Here is a 17561-nt window from a genome sequence, read left to right as displayed (position 1 = left end):
TGACTCACCGTGGGAGATGTCCGTACAGGAAGGCGTGGACGCCGGCCCGGACGGTCTCGGCGGTGTCCCGGCGGACCTCGCCGCGGTAGGAGGGGTTGGCGCCGGAGATCAGCAGCGAGAAGTGCAGTGCCGCCCGTTCGGCGTCCTCGATGCGCAGGAGTCCCCGGTCGGCGAATCCTTGGAGCCGGCGGGCAAGCTCGCGGCGGACCCGGAGTGGACCGGCCTGCTGCCATGCGTCAACCGCGGCTTGCGGGATGTGGCCGGCCTCGGCGTCGACCTGCCGGACCAGGGCGAAGTGATCGGCGTAGTCGGGCATGGGAGTGAGCCACGCCTGCGCGAACTCCACCAGGTCAGCCTCGAGGTCGCTGATCCGGTGGAGGTGCCGCTCGATGATCGCGATCTGTGCCGCCGCCACCTGGCCCGCGCTCTCCTGGATGACGGTGCGGAAGAGGTCGGCCTTGTCCTGGAAGTGGTTGTAGATCGTGCGCGTCGAGACGCCGGCCTGGGCGGAGATCGCGTCGACGCTCGCACGGGTGTAGCCGTCACGGGCGAAGACGGTGAGTGCGCCGGTGAGGATCGCCCGCCGTTTGTCCGTCAGTCCGCCGCGTGGTCGGGGTGTGGCCATGTCCCGCGATCGCTCCTCTCTCCAGCTGGATTGCAACGATCGTTGTAATTATTGCCATGTGCGTTTTACCCTAGCGTGTGTGGGTCGGCGACGGGTGCCGGGCCTGCTCCAGCCAGTGAGACCTCAATCCAGTGAGACCTCAGTCCGGCGAGATCGAGAGCGAGACGGCGAATGAGCGTGTTCAGCGCAGCGGAGATCGACTATCTGCGGACCCAACCGCTCGGCCGGTTGGCCACGGTCGGGCGCGACGGGATGCCCCATGCCACCGCGGTGGGTGCCTACTACGACCCCGAGGACGACACCGTCGTCATCGGTTCCGCCGGCGACATGGTGGCCAGCAAGAAGTACCGGGACGCCAGGCGCACCGGCAAGGCGGCCCTGATTGTCGACGACCTCGCGTCTGTGGCCCCCTGGACGCCGAGGGGGGTGGAGATTCGCGGGCGGGTGCGGACCCACGACAGCGGCGGCGCGCAGGTGGGACAGCGCCTGTCCGTGCCGTTCCCGATGGATGAGGCCTACCTGCGGATCGAGCCGCTCCGTATCGTCTCGTGGGGCATCGACACCGGCTCCTACGAGACCCACGCCCGGACGGTCGGCGCGTCGGTCGACTGATCGCCGTCGCCGTCGCCGTCGCCGTCGCCGTCGCCGTCGCCGTCGGCGTCGGCGCGAGGCGGGATCACGTCTGGGCGAGGCTCTTGCGGACCGCGGCAAGGACCTGATCGGAGATCTCCTCGCCGGCGGTCGCCCGCGCCAGGACCATCCCGCCGACCAGGGTCGCGAGCTCGACCAGGGCCGCCTCGCGTCGAGCCTTGCTCTCGCGCGTCTGCCCGCCCGACGTCGCCAGCGTGTCCACCGTCTCACGCATACCGGCGGCGAACGCCTCGCGTACGCCGCTGTCCGTGGACGTGTGTGAGGCGTCGATCGCCAGGCCGGCGTGGGCGCATCCGGTGCCCGGCTGGTCGCGGTGGTCGGTGGAGAGGTAGACGTCGACGATCTCCGCGTGGCCTGCCTCCGGGTCGCCCTGGTGGCGCTCGAAGATCGCCTTGGTCCAGGCCACCTGCTCGGCGAAGGCCGCGCTGACCGCGGTCGCCGCGAGGGCGTCCTTGGACGGGAAGTGCCGGTAGAAGCCGCCGTGGGTGAGTCCGGCGGCCGCCATGAGTTCGGGCACGCTGACCGCGCCGATGCCGCGTTCCCGGAACATTCGGGCCGCGGCGGTCACCACCTCGTCGCGATGCTTCTGCGCGTCCGCCTTCGAAGCGCGTCCCATCTGTGCGCTCCCTTCACCTGTCGTTCGTCCCGACTCCGAGAGTTTATATGACGTGCATCACCTATCGGGTGCCCGGCCCGGACGTTTAGATTATGGTCGTCATCTACCGGGGTGATGCGCGATCCACCTGGTCGCGACGCCGCCGGGGACCACACTTCCTGGAGATGGAGGCTTCCGATGAGTGAAGCGACAACGACCGGCCTGGCGGTGATCAGCGGCGCTTCCGGTGGCCTCGGCGAGCCGTACGCCGACCAGTTGGCCCGCCGAGGGCACGACCTGCTGCTGGTCGGCCGTCGACAAGACCGCCTTGACACGCTGGCCGCCCGGGTCGCGAAGGAGACGGGGGTGAACGCGGAGGTCCTCGTCGCGGACCTCACGGTGGAGTCCGACCTGCGCGCGCTGGAGGAGCGGCTGCGTACGGACCAGCGGATCGAGGTTCTGGTGAACAACGCCGGCGTCGGCGGACTGACACCCCTGGTCAAGGCCGACCTGGCCGAGGTGACGACGCTGCTCCAGCTCAACGTGACCGCCCTGACCCGGCTCACGGGCGCGGTGCTCGGCAGCCTGGTGGAGCGAGGGACCGGCACCATCATCAACCCGTCCTCGGCGCTCGCCGTCAACCTGTTGCCGTCCGGGAGTGCCTACAGTGGTACGAAGTCCTACGTCCTGACCTTCACCCAGGGCCTGCACCAGGAAGTCGCGGGGACCGGGGTACGGGTGCAGGCGGTGATGTTCGGTGCGGTGCGGACCGCGATCTGGGACGGCTCCTGGGTGCCCCTGTCGAGCCTCCCCGAGGAGATCGTGATGGAGCCGGCCGAGGCGGTCGAGGCGGCGTTGGCCGGACTCGACGCCGGTGAACTCGTCACCGTCCCCTCGCTGCCCGACGTCGCGGACTGGGACGCCTTCGAGGCCGCTCGGCTGAAGCTCGCCGAGAACGTGTCCCGCCGGCACGCGGCCGAACGCTTCGCCGTGGCCGGCCGCGGCTGAGTACCCGACCACGCCCGTCCCGCCTACGTCGGCAGACAGACGGCAGGTCGGTCGAAGGGCCGATGGTGGGCGACCGTCCTCGATGCCAGGCTCGTGCCGAAGCGAAGGACGGCGGAGGAGAGGCCGACATGGACGTGGCAAGCGTGCTCGCGGGGATCGAGGACGACCTGGTGGAGGTGCCGGCGGGGCAGGTGGTGGTGGGATCGGACCTCGACACGGTCCACGCCGAACTCGCCGCGCCGGACATGGGCGGGATCGAGCCCGGGTGGCTGCTCAAGGAGGTTCCCCGGCACGTGGTCTCCGTGCCCGCGTTCCGGATTGGCAAGGTGCCGTTGACAGTCGCACAGGTTCGCGTCCTGGCGGAGGAGACGGCGATCCTGCCCGTCCGTGACGGCGGCCCGGATCATCCGGCCACCGTCGGGGTCGAGCAGACCCTGGCACTGTGCGAGGCCCTGTCCGAACTCACCGGCCGGACCGTACGCCTGCCGACCGAGGAGGAGTGGGTCCGCGCCGCGCGCGGCGACGACCTGCGTACCTATCCGTGGGGCGACCAGTGGGAGGAGGGCCGCGCCAACCTGGGCCGGTCGGGTCGGGGCGACACGTCACCGGTCGGTCAGTACCCGAAGGGCCGGAGCGCGTTCGGGCTGCTCGACATGGCCGGCAACGCCGACGAACTCACCTCCACGCTCTACGCCCCCTTCCCCGGCGCTCCGCGCGAGGTACCCGAACGCGAGGACTGGGCCCACTCGCCCTACATCACCAAGGGCGGCGGCTTCATGCACGCCCGCGACCTGGCCCGCTGCGACCGGCGGCACGGTATCTACTCCGTGGGCGAGCCGCTCGCGATCAGGCTCGTGGTCGACTGAGCATCGACTACCGTCTCGAGCGCATGAGGGCGCACACGCGCGGTCACGAACGCGACGAGGTGGTGGCCCGGTTGGCCGAGCATCTCGCTCGGCACCGGCTCCCGCACCCGCTGCGGGTCGCCGTCGACGGTCCGGACGCGGCCGGCAAGACACGCTTGGCGGACGACGTCGCGGTCGCGCTGAGGCGAAGCCGGAACGTCATCCGGCTCGGCGTCGACGACTTTCACCGGCCCGAGGAGGTCCGTCGGCGCCGGGGATCCCTGTCGCCGGAGGGCTACTACCTCGACGCCTTCGACCAGGACGCGGTCGTGGGTTCGGTGCTCGGCCCACTCGGGCCGGGCGGCGACGGGCTTTATCTGCCGGCGACCTACGACCTGCGGTCGGAGGAGCACGTCGTTGCCGAACGCCGTCGGGCTGACGACGACGCGATCCTGCTCTTCGACGGTGTCTTCCTGCTACGCCCGCAGGTCAGGGACCACTGGGACGTGACGGTCTACCTCCACGTCGAACCGGAGGAGACGTTGCGGCGCGCCCTCGTCCGCGACGTCGCGCTGTTCGGCTCGGTGGCCACGGTGGAGGAGCGCTACCTCGCGCGGTACCTGCCCGGACAGGAGTTGTACCGCGCGGAGGCACGTCCTTCCGACCGGGCCGACATCGTGCTCGACATGGGCGACCCGCTCAGACCTGTCGTGGTGCGGTGGCCTTCCGACGGTTCGCGCCCGTCGTGAGGAGGCGAGGCGCGGCGCTCGACTCCCGGACGATGAGCTTCGGCTCGGTGTGGACGGGCTCGCCGGACTCCACATCCTCGATCAGGCTGAGCAGGGTCGCGAGGATCTGCCGGCCCAGCTGGTTGAAGTCCTGCCGGACCGTCGTCAGCGGTGGGATGAAGTGGGCCGCCTCCGCGATGTCGTCGAAGCCGACGACGCTCATGTCGGCGGGGACCCGTACGCCGCACTCGGACAACGCGTGCAGGAGTCCGATGGCCATCTGGTCGTTCGCGACGAAGACAGCGGTGACCTCCGCGCTCTCCGCGAGCCGGCGCCCGATCTGGTAGCCGCTTTCCGGAGTCCATTCGCCGAAGAAGGGTTCGGGCACCGGTAGGCCACGGCGTTCCAGCTCGGCCCGCCAGCCGCGAAGCCGCTGGTTGGCGTCCAGCGACCAGGTGGGACCGGCCAGGTGGGCGATCGCGAGGTGGCCGAGATCGGCCAGGTGTCCGGTCGCCAGCCGCGCGCCGAGGAACTGGTCGATGGACACGTTGTGCGGACCGCCACGCCCGCTGCTCTCGGCGATGACGAGGGGGACGCCGAGGTCGACGTCCTGGATGATCTCGAGAGCGCGTTCGTCGGCGGCGATCAGGACGATGCCCTCGACACTTTGACCGAGGAGTACGCCGAGCGCGGGCAGCATGGTCTCGCGCTCGGCCTTCGCCAGGCTCGCCATGCTCACCTGGTAGCCGGCCGAGCGCGCCGCCTCGTTGAACGCGATCATCCGCTTGGAGTGACTGTGCAGGGCGAGACCGGTGCTCAACAGTCCGATGGTTCTGGTCCGGCGGCTCGCGAGGGCACGGGCGACCGTGCTCGGGTGGTAGTTGAGCCGCTCGATCGCGGCCTGGACCCGTGCCCTCGTGTCCGCGGTGACCCGGCCGGGTTCGTTGAGGACGCGCGAGACCGTCTGATGGGAAACTCCGGCGAGTTTCGCCACGTCAGACATGGTCACCCGGCGGTTCATCGCATTCTCTCCGTAGACGGGGTAGGGCTACTGATCCACCACCGACCCGTCGACGTGCAGACGCGTGAGGATCTGACGCTTGCGGTAAGGGTAGCGCTGCTCGGCGTCGGCCTGGAGTGCTACGCCGATGCCTGGTTCATCGCTGATGTGGACGAAGCCCTCGCCGTCGTGCAGGGCCGCGCCGGTGACGAGCTTGGCGGGGTCCGGACGCATGTCACCGGCCGAACCCCAGGTCTCGTTGGGGAACTCCTGCAGGACGAAGTTCGGCGCCGTCGCGGCGATCTGCAGGCACGCCGCGGTGGAGACGGGGCTGAGCGGGTTGTGCGGGACCACGCCGACGTGTGAGGCCTCGGCGATCGCGGCGATCTTGCGGGCGCCGGTGATGCCGCCGACCAGGCAGACGTCCGGGCGGACCATCTGCGCACCGCCGCGGGCGAGCAGCATCTGGAACTCCCAGTGCGAGGTGTACCGCTCGCCGGTCGCGATCGGGATGTTGATCTTCGAGGCGACGTAGGCCATCTCGTCGATGTTGTCGGGAAGCACCGGGTCCTCGAGGAACAGCGGCGTGTACTCCTGGATCGCGAGGCCGAGCTGGACCGCCTCGTACGGTGCGAGCCGGCGGTGGATCTCGATGCACAGGTCGACGTCGGTGCCCGCGACCTCGCGGTAGCGCGCGACGGACGCGGCGGCGTTCTCGATCTTGCGGACGTGGGTCTCGAAGTAGCTCTCGTCGCGCGGCGCGTCGACGAACGGCGTGAGGTGGCCGACGGCGGTGTAGCCCTCACCGCGGGCCGCGGCGATGCCCTCACACAGCTCGTCGGTGGTCTCGCCGAAGACGTGGTAGTAGACCCGGGCACGGTCTCGGACCTTGCCGCCCAGGAGTTGGTGGACCGGTGTCTCGAAGTGCTTGCCGGCGATGTCCCACAAGGCGATGTCGATCGCGCTCACGGCGCCCATGACGACGGAGCCGCGGAAATGGGTCCACCGGTAGAGGTACTGCCAGTGGTGCTCGATCTTGAGCGGGTCCTGTCCGACCAGGTACTCGGCGAAGCGTTCGACGGTCGCCGCGGTGCCCTCCTGGAAACCCCAGGCGCCCGACTCGCCCAGCCCGACGAGCCCGGTGTCGGTCCTGATCTCCACGAACAGGTAACGGTCGACGAAGATCGGGGTGACGCTCTCGATGCGCATGCACAGTGCCCTTCGGATAGTGATGGTGGAGGCCTCGACGGCGGGTGGTCGGGGCGTGGCGGGCGGGGTGTGCCCGCTCAGCCCTTCTCGGCCCCGCTCGTGAGGCCCTCGGTCAGCAGGCGCTCACTCGCGAAGAAGATGACGATGATCGGAATCGTGGTTATCACTGATGCTGCCATGAGCACCGTGGTGGGGATCTCGATGCTGTTGCCGGTCAGCTGGGACAGCCCGAGCGAGACCGTCCAGCGGTCCCGGTTGTCCACGAGGAAGAGCAACGCGAACAGGAACTCGTTCCAGGCGGCCATGAACACGAACAGGCCGTTGGCGACGATGGCCGGCATCGCGAGGGGAAGGCTGATGCGCCGCATGGTGCCGAGCCGGCTGCAGCCGTCGAGTGCCGCCGCCTCCTCCAGGCTCACCGGGATGGTCTGGAAGTAGTTGCGCAGCATGTAGATGGAGACGGCCACCGTCTGCGACACGTACACCAGCAACACCGCGACGAGCGAGCCGCGCATCCCCACCCGGGTGAAGAACACGAAGAGGGGAACGGCGAGCAGGATGCTCGGGAAGAGGTACACCGCGAGGAACAACGCGCTGATGTGCCGGCGGCCGAAGAAGCGCAGCCGACTCACGGCGTAGGAACCGGGGATCGACACCGCCAGCGTGAGGACGACGGTGCCCACGGCCAGCAGCGCGCTGTTGCGCATGAAGCCGAGGAACCCCTCGCCGCCGGAGGCGACCGGTGCGAGAACGCGGGTGTAGGCCTTCAGGCTGAGTTCGCCGACATCGACCCAGAGCGCGCCGGGGTTGCCCAGGACGTCGCCGAGCGTGCGGATCGACAGCAGCACCATGTAGTAGAACGGGAAGACCGTGACGATCACGAGTCCTACGATGACCACCCAGCGCGCGACGCCGAAGAAGCCGTTCTCGAACCGGTCCCGGGTGAAGGCGCTGGGCCGCCGGCGTCGGCCGCCCTTGTCCAGCGCCGCCGGGCGGGTGTTCGTCGTCGTCATGACAGGTCCTCCTCCCGCCGACCGAACATCCTGAGGTAGACGCCGACCATCACCGCGAGCACGACCGCGATGATCAGGGCCTGCGCCGAGGCCAGACCGATGTCGCCGCGCCCGGTGAGGAAGTTGTAGACGCGCACGCTGATGACCTCCGTACCGGCGCCACCGCCGGTCAGTAGGTAGATGTCGTCGAAGCTCGTGAACGTCCAGATGAACCGCAGCACCGAGAGGACCGCGATCGTGGGCAGCAGTTGCGGCCACACGATGTGCCGGAACCGCTGGGAGACCGTGGCGCCGTCGACCCGTGCGGCCTCCTCCAGGGACGCCGGGATCGCCTGCATCCGGGCCGTGAGGAACAGGAAGGCGAAGGGAAACTGCCGCCACGCCTCGAACGCGATGACCGTGAGCAGCGCCGTCGGGACCGGGACGTGCAGACCGAACAGCGACAGGTCGTTGGACTTCTCGCTGAGGAAGGCGACCGGCTTGGACCAGCCGAGCAGGTGCTGGCCCCAGTAGTTGAGGACGCCGAACTGCGGGCTCAGCATGGTCTGCCAGACGAAGGTGACGGCCACGATGGGCGCGACGTAGGGAAGCAGCATCACCGAACGTACGAAGCCGCGGCCACGGAACTTCCGGCGCAGCGCGAGCGAGGCCACCAGACCGAGCCCGATCGAACACGCCGTACCCAGCACCGAGTAGGCGAGCGTCGTCAGCAGCGTCTCGACGAAGCCGGGGGAGGAGAACACGCGCTCGAAGTTGCGCAGGCTGTAGTCCCCGAAGAGCCCGGCCGAGCGCAGGTTGATCAGCCGGACCCGCTGGAAGGCCAGCGAGATGCTCCACACGATGGGAAGGACGACGACCGCGAGGACGATGAGGACGGTCGGCGCGATCAGGCCGATTCCCGTGCGCGCCTCGCTGCGGCGCATGGCGCCGGGCTTGACCCGGCGGGCGGAGGTGCTGGGCTGGTCCGGCGGCACCGGGGCGAGCCCGGTGCCGCCGGAGGCGGTTGGCTGCGTCACTGGGACGATTCCTGGATCGACTCGACGGCCTTCTGGGCCTGCGTGGCCGTGCTCTTGCCGTCAGCCTTGCCGGTGGCGAGGCTGGCGACGGCCTTCGGCACCGGGAGTTCGGTCAGGATGGCCCCGAGCAGGTTGCCCTGTCCCTGCGTAAAGCCCCAGCGGGAGAAGTTGTCCACGCTGTGCTGCATGTCCGCGAGGACCTCGGGGGAGTAGATGTCGGTCAGCTTGGCCTTGGTGTCCACACCGACCTGGAGGTTCTTCCAGCCGTCGACGAACTTCTGCGGGTCGTCCGCGGTTCCGGCGCGGGTGGGGAACTTCCCCTCCGGCGCCTGGTCGAGCCAGGGCAGGTAGCCCTCGTCCATGAAGTACTCCACGAACTGCTTGGCCGCGTCGGTCGAGGCGTCGGCGCTGATCACCCACGAGGTCACGTCGCCGCCTGCGATCGGCGCCTTGCCGTCCGGACCCTGGATGCTCGTGACGAACCCGCTGTTCTTCGCGATGAACCGCGGGTCGGCCCCGCACTCGGGGCAGGTGGGCTTCGCGTCGTCGACGAGGCCGGCCATCTCGTCGAGCACGAACGACGCCCAGACCGTGATGGCGGCCTTGCCGGCCATGTACGTGGTCTTCGTCGAGGTGGAGTCCATGGCTCCGGGCACGGAGTAGTTGTGCGTGAGGTCGCCGTAGAAGTCGAACGCGTCGACGCAGGCCTTGCTGTCCAGGGTGACCTTGCCGGACTTGTCGACGAGTTCACACCCGTTGGCGAGGGCCATGAACTCGAAGATCTGCTGGGTGTACGACGTGCTCGGGCTGTCACCCGCGACGAAGCCCGCCATGTTCGGCCCGTTCAGCTTCTTCGCGGCGTTCAGGATGTCCGCGTAGGTCTTCGGTTCGGGTAGTCCGGCCTTCTCGAAGAGGTCCTTGCGGTAGATCACCGAGAGCGGGAAGCCGTCGCTTGGCACGGCGACCTGCTCGTCGCCGTCCTTGGTGAGGGCGAGCGCGGACTTGGAGAAGGTGTCGGGACCGAGGTCCTCGACCACCTCGGCGGTCGCGTCGGTGTCCACGAGGTCGTTGCCCGACATCGTGCGCACGGCGGCGAGTGGGAGCGCGCCAACGACGTCGGGGAGGGTTCCGGCGGCGGACGCCGCGGTGATCAGCTGGGGGAACTGGTCCTCGTTGACGCCGACCAGCTTGACCTTGACACCCGTCTTCTTGGTGAAGTTGGCGGCGTCGGCCTTGGCCTTCGCGAGTCGGTCGGGCTGCTCCTCCAGAGTCCACACCGTGAGGCTCTTGTCGGAAGAAGCGCCGTCGTCGGTGCCACTGCCGCCGCCGCATCCGGCGAGAGCCGCGGTCAGGCCGAGCGCCGCGAGAACGGCAAGGGGACCTCTTCTTCTCATCATTGGGTACGCCTTTTCTCGGGGATTCGACAAGGGACTACGCATCGGGTCCTCATGACGGCGCCTGCCACGGCATGCGAGACGGCGCTCGTACTCGGAACTGCGCGCCGACGTTTGGTGACGTGGGCATGGGTCGCTGACGTTCGTGGCTGACAAGAGACCCGAAACGGTGACTCTGCGTGGACGCGGACGGTGACGTCGAATGGACGCCGACGGTGACGTCGAATGGACGCGGACAGTCGTTCGCCGGTGGGGTGAACTCGGTCGCGGGTGCCCGATTCGCCTTGTGGGCAAGGGGCATCAGTGGCGCCCGTCAGAGGGGCGACGGCATGAAGGAATACCCGGAACTCGCCCGGTGACAGTGATCGCGAAACCGCTCGCTGAGGTCGCCGCGACTCGCGTTTCCCGTTATTTCGCTGTCGTTCGCTCCTGCGCCGTCCTCGTGGCCGGATGCCGCGAAGACCGCTCCTTCGAAACCTCCACAACGTGCCGGACGAGGTGGTCGTCGCTTTGTCGTCCGTATTCAGGTGACGTCCGGACGACATTCGGTCAGACCTCTGACCGGTGTGCAATGTTAGCGCTCACATCGTCGCGCATGTCAAGAGTTGGTCGGCGATGTGACGAATGACTTCCCTGTGCGTCCGGCTCATCACGCGGGCCGGTGGGCTCCCTCCTCGGGAGGGCGTGGGGTGGCGTTCGGTGCGCGGCTGTGCTGGGGTGATCGCGGGAGCGTCGACGGGAGAGGGGGCCCGATGAGACGCGCGGCAGTGTGCTTCGTCCTCGCGACCTGTCTGCTCGGTGGCTGCACGGCGTCGTCCTCAGGTGGGCCGGAGGAGTCGAGCCGCCCGGGGGTCCGCGAGTCGACGCCCGTGGTCACGCCGGGCGGTGATGCCCTGCGAACGCCCCGGACCTATGACGAGTCGTGTGCCCGGCAGCCCCAGATCTGCGCGACCCCTCGACCGGGTGCGGTACCCAGCGCGTTGTGGCGGGACCTGCGCTTCCCCGCGGTGACCGGCCGGTGCCCGGTGACGAACGGCGCCACGCTCGCGTCGGGCCTGCCGTTCGGCGGTACCGCTGTCGGCGAGGGACCGGTACGCGCCGTCGTCGGAGGTGACGCGTGGGACGGAGTGCTGCGGCTGGGGCCGCAGCGGGTCGAGGGATGGCACGGCGCGAAGACGCTGTGGTTCGCGGACCCGGCCTACACCGGCCCGGTCCTGCTCCGTGGCCGGCGCCTCGACGCGCCCGGGGATGTCGCGTTCGGCGAGGGTCCGCACACCCTGGCCGTCCAGATCCCCGCCGGGCGCGGCGTGAACGTCGTCGACGGCTACCGTCACTGGCCGGGTGCGACCTGGGTGCGCGAGCCGGGCTGCCACGGACTGCAGGCGGACGGGACGACGTTCAGTGTCGCGGTCGTGGTGGACGCCCGCCTGCCCGGCTGACGCTGCCGCGGCGCCCGCCGATCTGTTCGTCGCCGGCCTAGCGGGCGGGGCGGGACAGCTCGTCGAGCTGGGCGAGCTCCCGCTCGGAGAGTCGAAGATGCATCGCGGCCGCCGCCTCCTGCGCGTGGTGCGGCTTCGTCCCGCCGGGAATCGCGACGACGGTCTCGCCGTAGTACGTCGTCAGCCAGCTGAGCGCGATCTGGCTCGCGGTGGCGCCGTGGGCCCGCGCGATCGCGCGCAGCGCGTCGACCAGCGGCGCCGTACGGGCGAGGGCTCGTGGGCTCAGCCCCCCGACGAGCCGGCGGACTCGCGGGCGGGACCTGACGTTCGCCGGGTCCTCGTGGAACTTCCCGCTCAGGACCCCCGAACTCAGGGGCGAGTAGGCGATCAGGGTGACGCCGAGTTGGCGTGCCGTCTCCAGCACGCCGTTGCGCTCGATCTTCCGGTTCAACAGGCTGATCTGCACCTGGTTGGAGGCGAGGGTGAGGCCCTGACCGCGAAGGAGCGCACTCGCCGTTCTCATCTGCCGGGCGGAGAAGTTGCTCACGCCGACCGACGAGATCTGTCCGGCGCGGCACAGCGCGGTCATGGCCCGCACCTGCCGGGGAATGGCCGAGAGGCTGCCGTAGGGCATGTGGATCTGGTGCAGGTCGATGGGATAGCCCTGCAGGGAGGAGATCCTGGCGTCGATCGTGCGCCCGATGCTCGCCGCCGTACGAAGGATCGGCGCCCACTTCGTGGCGACCACCACCGTGCCCGGACTCGCGCCGGACTCCCGCAGCGCGGTCGTGAGTGCGCGCTCCGAGGCGCCCCGGCCATACATCTCCGCGGTGTCGAACCAGTTGATGCCGCCCTCGAGCGCCGACTTCACCACCGGGGTGACGGACGGCTGATCAAGCGCGCGATAGAACTGCTCCACCATTCCCGGGCCGGCGAACTGCATGCAGCCGAGTCCGATGGGCGTGATCTCGATGTCCGTCGAGCCGAGTCGGCGCTTCCCCATGAGCTGTGCCCTTCCTCGAAGCCAGCCGGATGAGACACGACTATCTCAACACGGAACGTCGATGTCAACGAAAGAGACGCCCATGTAGGGTGCTCCCATGGTGAGACGGCCGGCGCTGCACGATCGCGTGGTGAAGGGCATCCTCGACACCGCGGCGATCGTCCTCACCGAACGCGGCGAGACCGTGAGCATGGCCGAGATCGCCGAGGCCGCTGGTGTCGGCCGCGCCACTCTCTACCGCTACTTCCCCAACCGGGAGGCGTTGCTGCAGGGACTCGCCCGGGCGGCGTTCGACGAGCTCGGCGCCAGGATCACCGAGGCCGAACTCGACGCTGTCCCCGTCCGGGAGGGTGTCGCCCGGCTGACCCGCGGTTTCGTCACCGCCGGTTCGAAGTACGCCGCCATCGTGCAGACCGGTAAGAAGCATCTGGGCGAGATCGAGGTCGAGGAACTCGACGAGAGGATCACCCAACCCGTCCGGGCGTTGCTGGCACGGGGCGTCGCCGACGGCACGCTGCGCGACGACGTACCGATCGACATCCAGTTCGAGATGTTTCGGGGCCTGTTGGAAAAGGCGCTCCAGTTGGTCATGCGCGGGCAGGCGGGGATCGAACCCGCCAGCGCCGCCGTCGTCGCGCTGTTCCTGGACGGTACGACCAAAGGCGCGGCCTCGCCCGCGTGACGCCGTGGGCGAGCCCTCGCCGCCGGTAGGGTCGGGCGAGTGCCTTCACACGTGGACCAGGACGAGGTTGACCGGGACGAGCCGGGCCAGGCCGAGCCGAGCCGGGGCGAGCCGGGCAGGTTCCGGGAGGGGCAGACCGTCGTACGCCGCGGTCTGCATCCCGACGGGCGGATCGCCGCGGTGGAGAGCGCACGGGTGATCCAGGACGACGAGCGTGGCCTGTTGCTGTGGGTCCGCAAGGGATCGGCCATCCTGCGGCGCGCCACGCTCGAGGGTCAGCCGACTCGGCACCTGCCATGGGCGGAGGACATGCGGCTGCCGACCGTCCTGGTGCCGAAGACGTGGCGCTCCTACGACACCCTCATGCTCCTCCCGCCGGGCAGCGCGGACTCGGACGTGAGCCACTCGGTGTGGTGGGCGTGGCGGGACGACAGGACGTTCGTCGGCTGGTACGTCAACCTCGAGAGCCCGGCCGAACGGTGGTCCGGCGGTGTCGACATCCGCGACTACGCACTCGACATCCTGGTCGCGCCCGACCGGTCCTTTGAGTGGAAGGACGAGGACGAGTTCGCCCAGTTGACCGGCCACCCGTTCTTCTGGGACGAAGCCGGGGCGAAGGCGATCCGCGCCGAAGGAGAACGGGTGATCGCCCTCGCGGCGGCCGGCGTGTTCCCCTTCGACGGCACCTGGTGCGATCTCGCGCCCGACGACGGTCCGCCCAGCGTGCTTCCGTGGTGGTGGGACCTGCCCGGACCCGGTCGTTGAGGGGACGAAACCCGCCGTTGGGGAATGAGCCCCGGTGTGACGGCACTGGGATGGATGGTCGAGGTGCTTCGGCCGATCCCGGCCAAGCCACCGTGGGCACGGATGATCCGTGCGCCGCTGGCGATCTGCCTGCCGTTGGGGGTCGGCCTCGCGACCGACAACCTGGCGATCTTCCTGCCCCTCTCGATCGGTGGGCTGAGTAGCTCCCTGGTCGATCGGGGCGGCCCGTATCTCGGTCGGGTGAAACGCGTCAGCACCATCGCCGTGCTGGGCGGCGCGGTCGGCCTGATGGTCGGTCTGTTGATCTATGGCCGGGGCTGGGTCGCGGTCGGCGTGATCGTGGGCCTCTCCCTGGTCTCGGCCGTCATCAGTGCGGCGGGCGACGTCGGCTCCACGACCGGCATGCAACTGCTGCTGTTCGCGGTGCTCGCGACGGGGCCGCTCGGGGAGCTTCGCCCGTGGTGGTTGGTCGTCAGCCTGTTCGTGGCCGGCGCGGCATGGGGGCTGGGCCTGACCGCCATCGGCTGGGTCTTCTTCCGTCGCGCGCCGGAGGAGCAGAGCGTGGCTGAGGCCTACCGCGCGATCGCCCGACTGCTGGCGGCGACCAGCACCGAGCGGTTCGAGGAGGAGCGAGAGAACCTCACCGCCGCGCTCAACCTGGCCTACGACGACGTGATCACCGCGCGCTCGGCGCTCGCCGGCCAGGACCGCCGGTACGTGCGGCTGGTGGTGCTGCTCAACCAGACCCACACGCTCGCCGAGGCCGCGGTGACGCTCGCGCACGAGGAGAGGCGGCCGACGCCGCAGGTGATCGGGGCCGTCGAGGCCATCGCGAACGTCATTCAGGGGACCTCCCACGAGATCCCGCGCATCCCGCGGCCGCAGACCGACACGCCCGGCCGGGCAGCGCTGTGGGAGGAACTCGTCGCCGTCACCGACGTCCTCGCCCGTGGTCGCGCGGAGGTGGACGGGCAGCCACGGCTGCCGGGCAAGGATCTGCGGGAACGAGTACGCGAGCAACTGGCCGAGATCCGGAGCGGGCGGCAGGTCCGGCTGTTCGCTCTCCGGTTGACGCTGTGCATGGGGGTCGCGGCGGTCATCAGCGAGGTGTTGACCCTGGAGCGGTCCTACTGGGTGATGCTGACCGTGGCGGTGGTCCTCAAGCCGGACTTCGGCTCGGTGTTCGCCCGCGCGCTCCAACGCGGCCTCGGCACCATGGTCGGCGCGGTGCTCGGCGCCGTGCTGCTCGCGGTCGTACCACCCGGGCCGTTGCTACTGATCCCGTTGACCGTGCTGGCGTTCGTCATTCCGTACGGCATCACCCGCAACTACGGGCTCTTCACGACGTTCCTGACGCCGTTGGTGGTGCTGCTGATCGACCTGCTGACGAGTTCGGGTTGGCAACTCGCGGAGGCGCGGCTCATCGACACGGCGGTCGGGTGCGCCGTGGTGATCGTCCTCGGTTACGCGCCCTGGCCGAGCACCTGGCACGCGCACGTGCGCCCGCAGTTCGCCGCGGAACTGCGGGAGATCATGCACTACCTGGAACGCGCGCTCGGCCCGGACCCGACCGAGCGTACGGACGTGCTCCGGGAGGTCTACCGGGGCCTGTCCGACCTGCGCACGGTCTTCCAACGGGCCCTGGCCGAGCCGGCGCCGGTCAGTCGTCGGGCGACCATCTGGTTTCCGGCCTTCGTGGCGTCCGAGCGCATCGTCGACGCGATCACCGCCACCGCGGTCAACGTGCAGGGTGGTGCGGTCGCCCCGAGCGAACATGCCGTACGCCAGTTGGCCGACGCGCTCAACGAGATCAGTCGTGCGGTACGGACCGGCACGCCACCGGCTCCGCGGCCGCTGCCCACCGAAGCGGCCGCGAGATCCGTCGCCGAGGCGATCCATACCGTCCGCGAACTGCTGTGGCGTCCGGACGACAACGGGTCGCGGACGCCAGGACCGTCAGTGCCGCCGTGAGTACTTCTGCATGAGCTGGCGGAGTCGACGTTGGTTTTCTGGCTTACGAAGTTGGTCGTGCGCTTTCTGGCTCAACTGTTGGCCCTTCGGGCTCCGCAGAAAAGCACGGATGCGGTCGGAGAGCGATGCCATGGCTGCTGATCCTTTCAACGGATGTCGAGTCCGGCGTCCGGCGATGAATGACGCTCACCGCGGCTGTCCCTCCGACCGGTCCGGTCAGCGTTGTGCGGTGCCCTCGGTGCCGGTGACCCTGTCCACCGCGTCGTTCACCACGTCACCGGCGGCGCCTTCGGCGGACTGGGCGATGTCCGCGGCCCCGGTCGGGAGGTCGTTGGTTGCTTGGGTTACGGCGTCCTGCGCCGACTGCGAGAGATTCTGGGCGTTTTCCGCGACCGCACCTTCGGCTTGGCCGACTACTCCTTCGGTTTGCGAACCAAATTCGTTTGTCACCTCGCTGGCCTGGTCCTTGCCCGCCTGGAACAGCTCGGCGGCTTTCTCCTTCAACATGTCGAACAGACTCACAAGTTCCCCCGGCTCCTCGTCGATTTTTCTGGGGAGGACGGATCTCCTCTTGAGAGGAGCCGACCCGGTTTGGCCCAAAGAGTATGTGCAACCTGGGCGGATCGGTCGGGTCTCGTCCGGTTCTCAAGTGTTTCTCAGGAGCCGGTGGTTGATGGGCGGCGCGCCCCGCAGGTGGATTCGCGACGTCGTACACGCCGTCTGTCATCCGATACACCGTTGCGATGTCGTGGCCGGGCAGGGAGGGTTTCGCACATGAACAACGGTGCGGAGTCGCCGATCAACGGGGCGGGCCTGAGCGATCGTGAGCTGGCCCGGGTGGGCGACACCGTACGCCGGCCCGCCGGCCCGTGGAGCCCGACGGTGCAGCGTCTGCTGCGCGATCTCCGGGCGCTGGGCTTCGACCTCGCGCCGGAGCCGCTGGGGCTCGACGCCGCGGGCCGGGAGGTTCTCGGCTACGTCGAGGGGAGGGACCAGGGCTGGCCGTTCCTCCCGGAGATCCTCGCTGTGGAGGGCGCCGAGCGGCTCGGCCGACTGGCCTCCCGGCTGCGTTCGGCCCTGTCGGCGTGTCCGTGCCCGCCCGACGCGCGATGGCAGTTCGCGCACGGCGCACCCGGACCGGGTGAGGTGCTGCAACACGGCGACCTCGGGCCGTGGAACCTGTTGTGGGGCGACGGTCCGGAGATCGTGGGTGTCCTCGACTGGGACTTCGCGGGCCCCGGAGATCCCTGGTACGACACCGGCCACCTGGCGTGGTTCACGGTGCCGTTGATGGACGACGAACGCGCACACGCGCGGGGCTTCCCGGAGCCGCCGGATCGGGGGGCGCGCCTCGACGCGTTCGCGGCCGGGGCCGGGATCTCCGCTGTCGAACTGGTGCGGATCGCCGTTCGCGCGCAGGAGGAGTACGAACGACGGGTGCGTACGCGTGGATCCGCTGCCGAGGGTGGTCCGTGGCGGACGTTCCTCGAACTGGGTTTCCACGACAAGGCGCGCGCGGACCGCGACTGGACCATCCGCCACTTCAGCCAGGACACCTAAGGTGCGTCTCCAGGGTCGGTTCCCTTTGACGAGACGCGACCGGCCTTTGGTCGGCCA

General features: G+C 69.4%; 18 protein-coding genes. 9 read left to right on the top strand and 9 right to left on the bottom strand.

Annotated elements, in window-relative coordinates; translation table 11 throughout:
• Window positions 1–4 precede the first annotated feature (4 nt).
• Window positions 5–625: a TetR/AcrR family transcriptional regulator gene (locus HEB94_RS43930; protein ID WP_192755326.1), complete on the bottom strand. Its 621-nt coding sequence runs from the start codon at window positions 623–625 to the stop codon at window positions 5–7.
• A 171-nt stretch (window positions 626–796) separates the two neighbouring features.
• On the opposite strand from HEB94_RS43930, the gene HEB94_RS43925 reads away from it, so the two are divergent.
• Window positions 797–1237: a PPOX class F420-dependent oxidoreductase gene (locus HEB94_RS43925; RefSeq protein ID WP_192755325.1), complete on the top strand. Its 441-nt coding sequence runs from the start codon at window positions 797–799 to the stop codon at window positions 1235–1237.
• A gap of 64 nt (window positions 1238–1301) precedes the next feature.
• On the opposite strand, the gene HEB94_RS43920 is transcribed toward HEB94_RS43925, so the two are convergent.
• On the bottom strand, window positions 1302–1892 hold the full coding sequence (locus HEB94_RS43920) for a TetR/AcrR family transcriptional regulator (RefSeq protein WP_192755324.1): 591 nt from the start codon (window positions 1890–1892) through the stop codon (window positions 1302–1304).
• A 177-nt stretch (window positions 1893–2069) separates the two neighbouring features.
• Between HEB94_RS43920 and HEB94_RS43915 the strand changes: the two genes are divergently transcribed.
• The 3 genes from HEB94_RS43915 to HEB94_RS43905 all read left to right on the top strand — a co-directional run bounded on the left by HEB94_RS43915 (window position 2070) and on the right by HEB94_RS43905 (window position 4473).
• Window positions 2070–2879 carry an SDR family NAD(P)-dependent oxidoreductase gene (locus HEB94_RS43915; RefSeq protein WP_192755323.1) on the top strand — a complete coding sequence of 270 codons (810 nt, stop codon included), beginning with the start codon at window positions 2070–2072 and terminating at the stop codon, window positions 2877–2879.
• Window positions 2880–3007: 128 nt separating this feature from the next.
• The gene (locus tag HEB94_RS43910) at window positions 3008–3745 is read left to right on the top strand and encodes a formylglycine-generating enzyme family protein (RefSeq protein ID WP_192755322.1); all 738 of its coding nucleotides are present in this window, start codon (window positions 3008–3010) and stop codon (window positions 3743–3745) included.
• 23 nt (window positions 3746–3768) lie between these two features.
• The gene (locus HEB94_RS43905; protein WP_192755321.1) at window positions 3769–4473 is read left to right on the top strand and encodes a nucleoside/nucleotide kinase family protein; all 705 of its coding nucleotides are present in this window, start codon (window positions 3769–3771) and stop codon (window positions 4471–4473) included.
• Here the strand turns inward: HEB94_RS43905 and HEB94_RS43900 are convergent.
• The 5 genes from HEB94_RS43900 to HEB94_RS43880 form a co-directional block, all read right to left on the bottom strand.
• Window positions 4424–5455 carry a LacI family DNA-binding transcriptional regulator gene (locus HEB94_RS43900; RefSeq protein ID WP_238363141.1) on the bottom strand — a complete coding sequence of 344 codons (1032 nt, stop codon included), beginning with the start codon at window positions 5453–5455 and terminating at the stop codon, window positions 4424–4426. The genes HEB94_RS43905 and HEB94_RS43900 overlap by 50 nt on opposite strands.
• Before the next feature lie 45 nt (window positions 5456–5500).
• Window positions 5501–6661, bottom strand: a complete 1161-nt coding sequence (locus HEB94_RS43895; RefSeq protein ID WP_192755319.1) for a mandelate racemase/muconate lactonizing enzyme family protein — start codon at window positions 6659–6661, stop codon at window positions 5501–5503.
• A 77-nt stretch (window positions 6662–6738) separates the two neighbouring features.
• The gene (locus HEB94_RS43890) at window positions 6739–7674 is read right to left on the bottom strand and encodes a carbohydrate ABC transporter permease (protein ID WP_192755318.1); all 936 of its coding nucleotides are present in this window, start codon (window positions 7672–7674) and stop codon (window positions 6739–6741) included.
• Complete coding sequence (locus HEB94_RS43885; protein WP_337918389.1) at window positions 7671–8690, bottom strand: carbohydrate ABC transporter permease; 1020 nt, start codon at window positions 8688–8690, stop codon at window positions 7671–7673. The genes HEB94_RS43890 and HEB94_RS43885 overlap by 4 nt, the downstream gene beginning before the upstream one ends.
• The gene (locus HEB94_RS43880; RefSeq protein ID WP_202896861.1) at window positions 8687–10087 is read right to left on the bottom strand and encodes an ABC transporter substrate-binding protein; all 1401 of its coding nucleotides are present in this window, start codon (window positions 10085–10087) and stop codon (window positions 8687–8689) included. Before HEB94_RS43880 ends, HEB94_RS43885 begins: the two co-directional genes overlap by 4 nt.
• 749 nt (window positions 10088–10836) lie before the next feature.
• Here HEB94_RS43880 and HEB94_RS43875 point away from each other — a divergent pair.
• Window positions 10837–11523, top strand: a complete 687-nt coding sequence (locus tag HEB94_RS43875) for a hypothetical protein (protein ID WP_192755317.1) — start codon at window positions 10837–10839, stop codon at window positions 11521–11523.
• A gap of 37 nt (window positions 11524–11560) precedes the next feature.
• Here the strand turns inward: HEB94_RS43875 and HEB94_RS43870 are convergent, their stop codons facing one another.
• Window positions 11561–12526 carry an aldo/keto reductase gene (locus HEB94_RS43870; RefSeq protein ID WP_192755316.1) on the bottom strand — a complete coding sequence of 322 codons (966 nt, stop codon included), beginning with the start codon at window positions 12524–12526 and terminating at the stop codon, window positions 11561–11563.
• Between the two features lie 97 nt (window positions 12527–12623).
• On the opposite strand from HEB94_RS43870, the gene HEB94_RS43865 reads away from it, so the two are divergent.
• From HEB94_RS43865 to HEB94_RS43855, 3 genes are read left to right on the top strand one after another with little or no spacing between them, the layout of a single operon-like run.
• Window positions 12624–13208 carry a TetR/AcrR family transcriptional regulator gene (locus tag HEB94_RS43865; RefSeq protein ID WP_192755315.1) on the top strand — a complete coding sequence of 195 codons (585 nt, stop codon included), beginning with the start codon at window positions 12624–12626 and terminating at the stop codon, window positions 13206–13208.
• A gap of 39 nt (window positions 13209–13247) precedes the next feature.
• A complete protein-coding gene (locus HEB94_RS53985; protein WP_202896860.1) occupies window positions 13248–13973 on the top strand; it encodes a DUF402 domain-containing protein in 726 nt (241 codons plus the stop codon).
• Window positions 13974–14009: 36 nt separating this feature from the next.
• Window positions 14010–15944: an FUSC family protein gene (locus tag HEB94_RS43855; RefSeq protein WP_192755314.1), complete on the top strand. Its 1935-nt coding sequence runs from the start codon at window positions 14010–14012 to the stop codon at window positions 15942–15944.
• Window positions 15945–16160: 216 nt separating this feature from the next.
• Here HEB94_RS43855 and HEB94_RS43850 read toward each other — a convergent pair whose 3' ends face one another.
• The gene (locus HEB94_RS43850; protein WP_192755313.1) at window positions 16161–16466 is read right to left on the bottom strand and encodes a hypothetical protein; all 306 of its coding nucleotides are present in this window, start codon (window positions 16464–16466) and stop codon (window positions 16161–16163) included.
• A gap of 252 nt (window positions 16467–16718) precedes the next feature.
• On the opposite strand from HEB94_RS43850, the gene HEB94_RS43845 reads away from it, so the two are divergent.
• The gene (locus HEB94_RS43845; protein WP_192755312.1) at window positions 16719–17504 is read left to right on the top strand and encodes an aminoglycoside phosphotransferase family protein; all 786 of its coding nucleotides are present in this window, start codon (window positions 16719–16721) and stop codon (window positions 17502–17504) included.
• The last annotated feature ends 57 nt before the right edge of the window (window positions 17505–17561 follow it).

This window comes from Actinopolymorpha pittospori (genome assembly GCF_014873875.1).
In the GTDB taxonomy this organism is placed as follows: Bacteria; Actinomycetota; Actinomycetes; order Propionibacteriales; family Actinopolymorphaceae; genus Actinopolymorpha; species Actinopolymorpha pittospori.
Note: the sequence above shows the minus strand (reverse complement) of the source record. Positions and strands in the feature narration are given on the sequence as shown.

Coding starts and splice junctions, on each gene's coding strand:
- HEB94_RS43930 (WP_192755326.1), bottom strand. CDS start 625: ATGGCCACACCCCGACCACGCGGCGGACTGACGGACAAACGGCGGGCG.
- HEB94_RS43925 (WP_192755325.1), top strand. CDS start 797: ATGAGCGTGTTCAGCGCAGCGGAGATCGACTATCTGCGGACCCAACCG.
- HEB94_RS43920 (WP_192755324.1), bottom strand. CDS start 1,892: ATGGGACGCGCTTCGAAGGCGGACGCGCAGAAGCATCGCGACGAGGTG.
- HEB94_RS43915 (WP_192755323.1), top strand. CDS start 2,070: ATGAGTGAAGCGACAACGACCGGCCTGGCGGTGATCAGCGGCGCTTCC.
- HEB94_RS43910 (WP_192755322.1), top strand. CDS start 3,008: ATGGACGTGGCAAGCGTGCTCGCGGGGATCGAGGACGACCTGGTGGAG.
- HEB94_RS43905 (WP_192755321.1), top strand. CDS start 3,769: ATGAGGGCGCACACGCGCGGTCACGAACGCGACGAGGTGGTGGCCCGG.
- HEB94_RS43900 (WP_238363141.1), bottom strand. CDS start 5,455: ATGTCTGACGTGGCGAAACTCGCCGGAGTTTCCCATCAGACGGTCTCG.
- HEB94_RS43895 (WP_192755319.1), bottom strand. CDS start 6,661: ATGCGCATCGAGAGCGTCACCCCGATCTTCGTCGACCGTTACCTGTTC.
- HEB94_RS43890 (WP_192755318.1), bottom strand. CDS start 7,674: ATGACGACGACGAACACCCGCCCGGCGGCGCTGGACAAGGGCGGCCGA.
- HEB94_RS43880 (WP_202896861.1), bottom strand. CDS start 10,087: ATGATGAGAAGAAGAGGTCCCCTTGCCGTTCTCGCGGCGCTCGGCCTG.
- HEB94_RS43875 (WP_192755317.1), top strand. CDS start 10,837: ATGAGACGCGCGGCAGTGTGCTTCGTCCTCGCGACCTGTCTGCTCGGT.
- HEB94_RS43870 (WP_192755316.1), bottom strand. CDS start 12,526: ATGGGGAAGCGCCGACTCGGCTCGACGGACATCGAGATCACGCCCATC.
- HEB94_RS43865 (WP_192755315.1), top strand. CDS start 12,624: ATGGTGAGACGGCCGGCGCTGCACGATCGCGTGGTGAAGGGCATCCTC.
- HEB94_RS43845 (WP_192755312.1), top strand. CDS start 16,719: ATGAACAACGGTGCGGAGTCGCCGATCAACGGGGCGGGCCTGAGCGAT.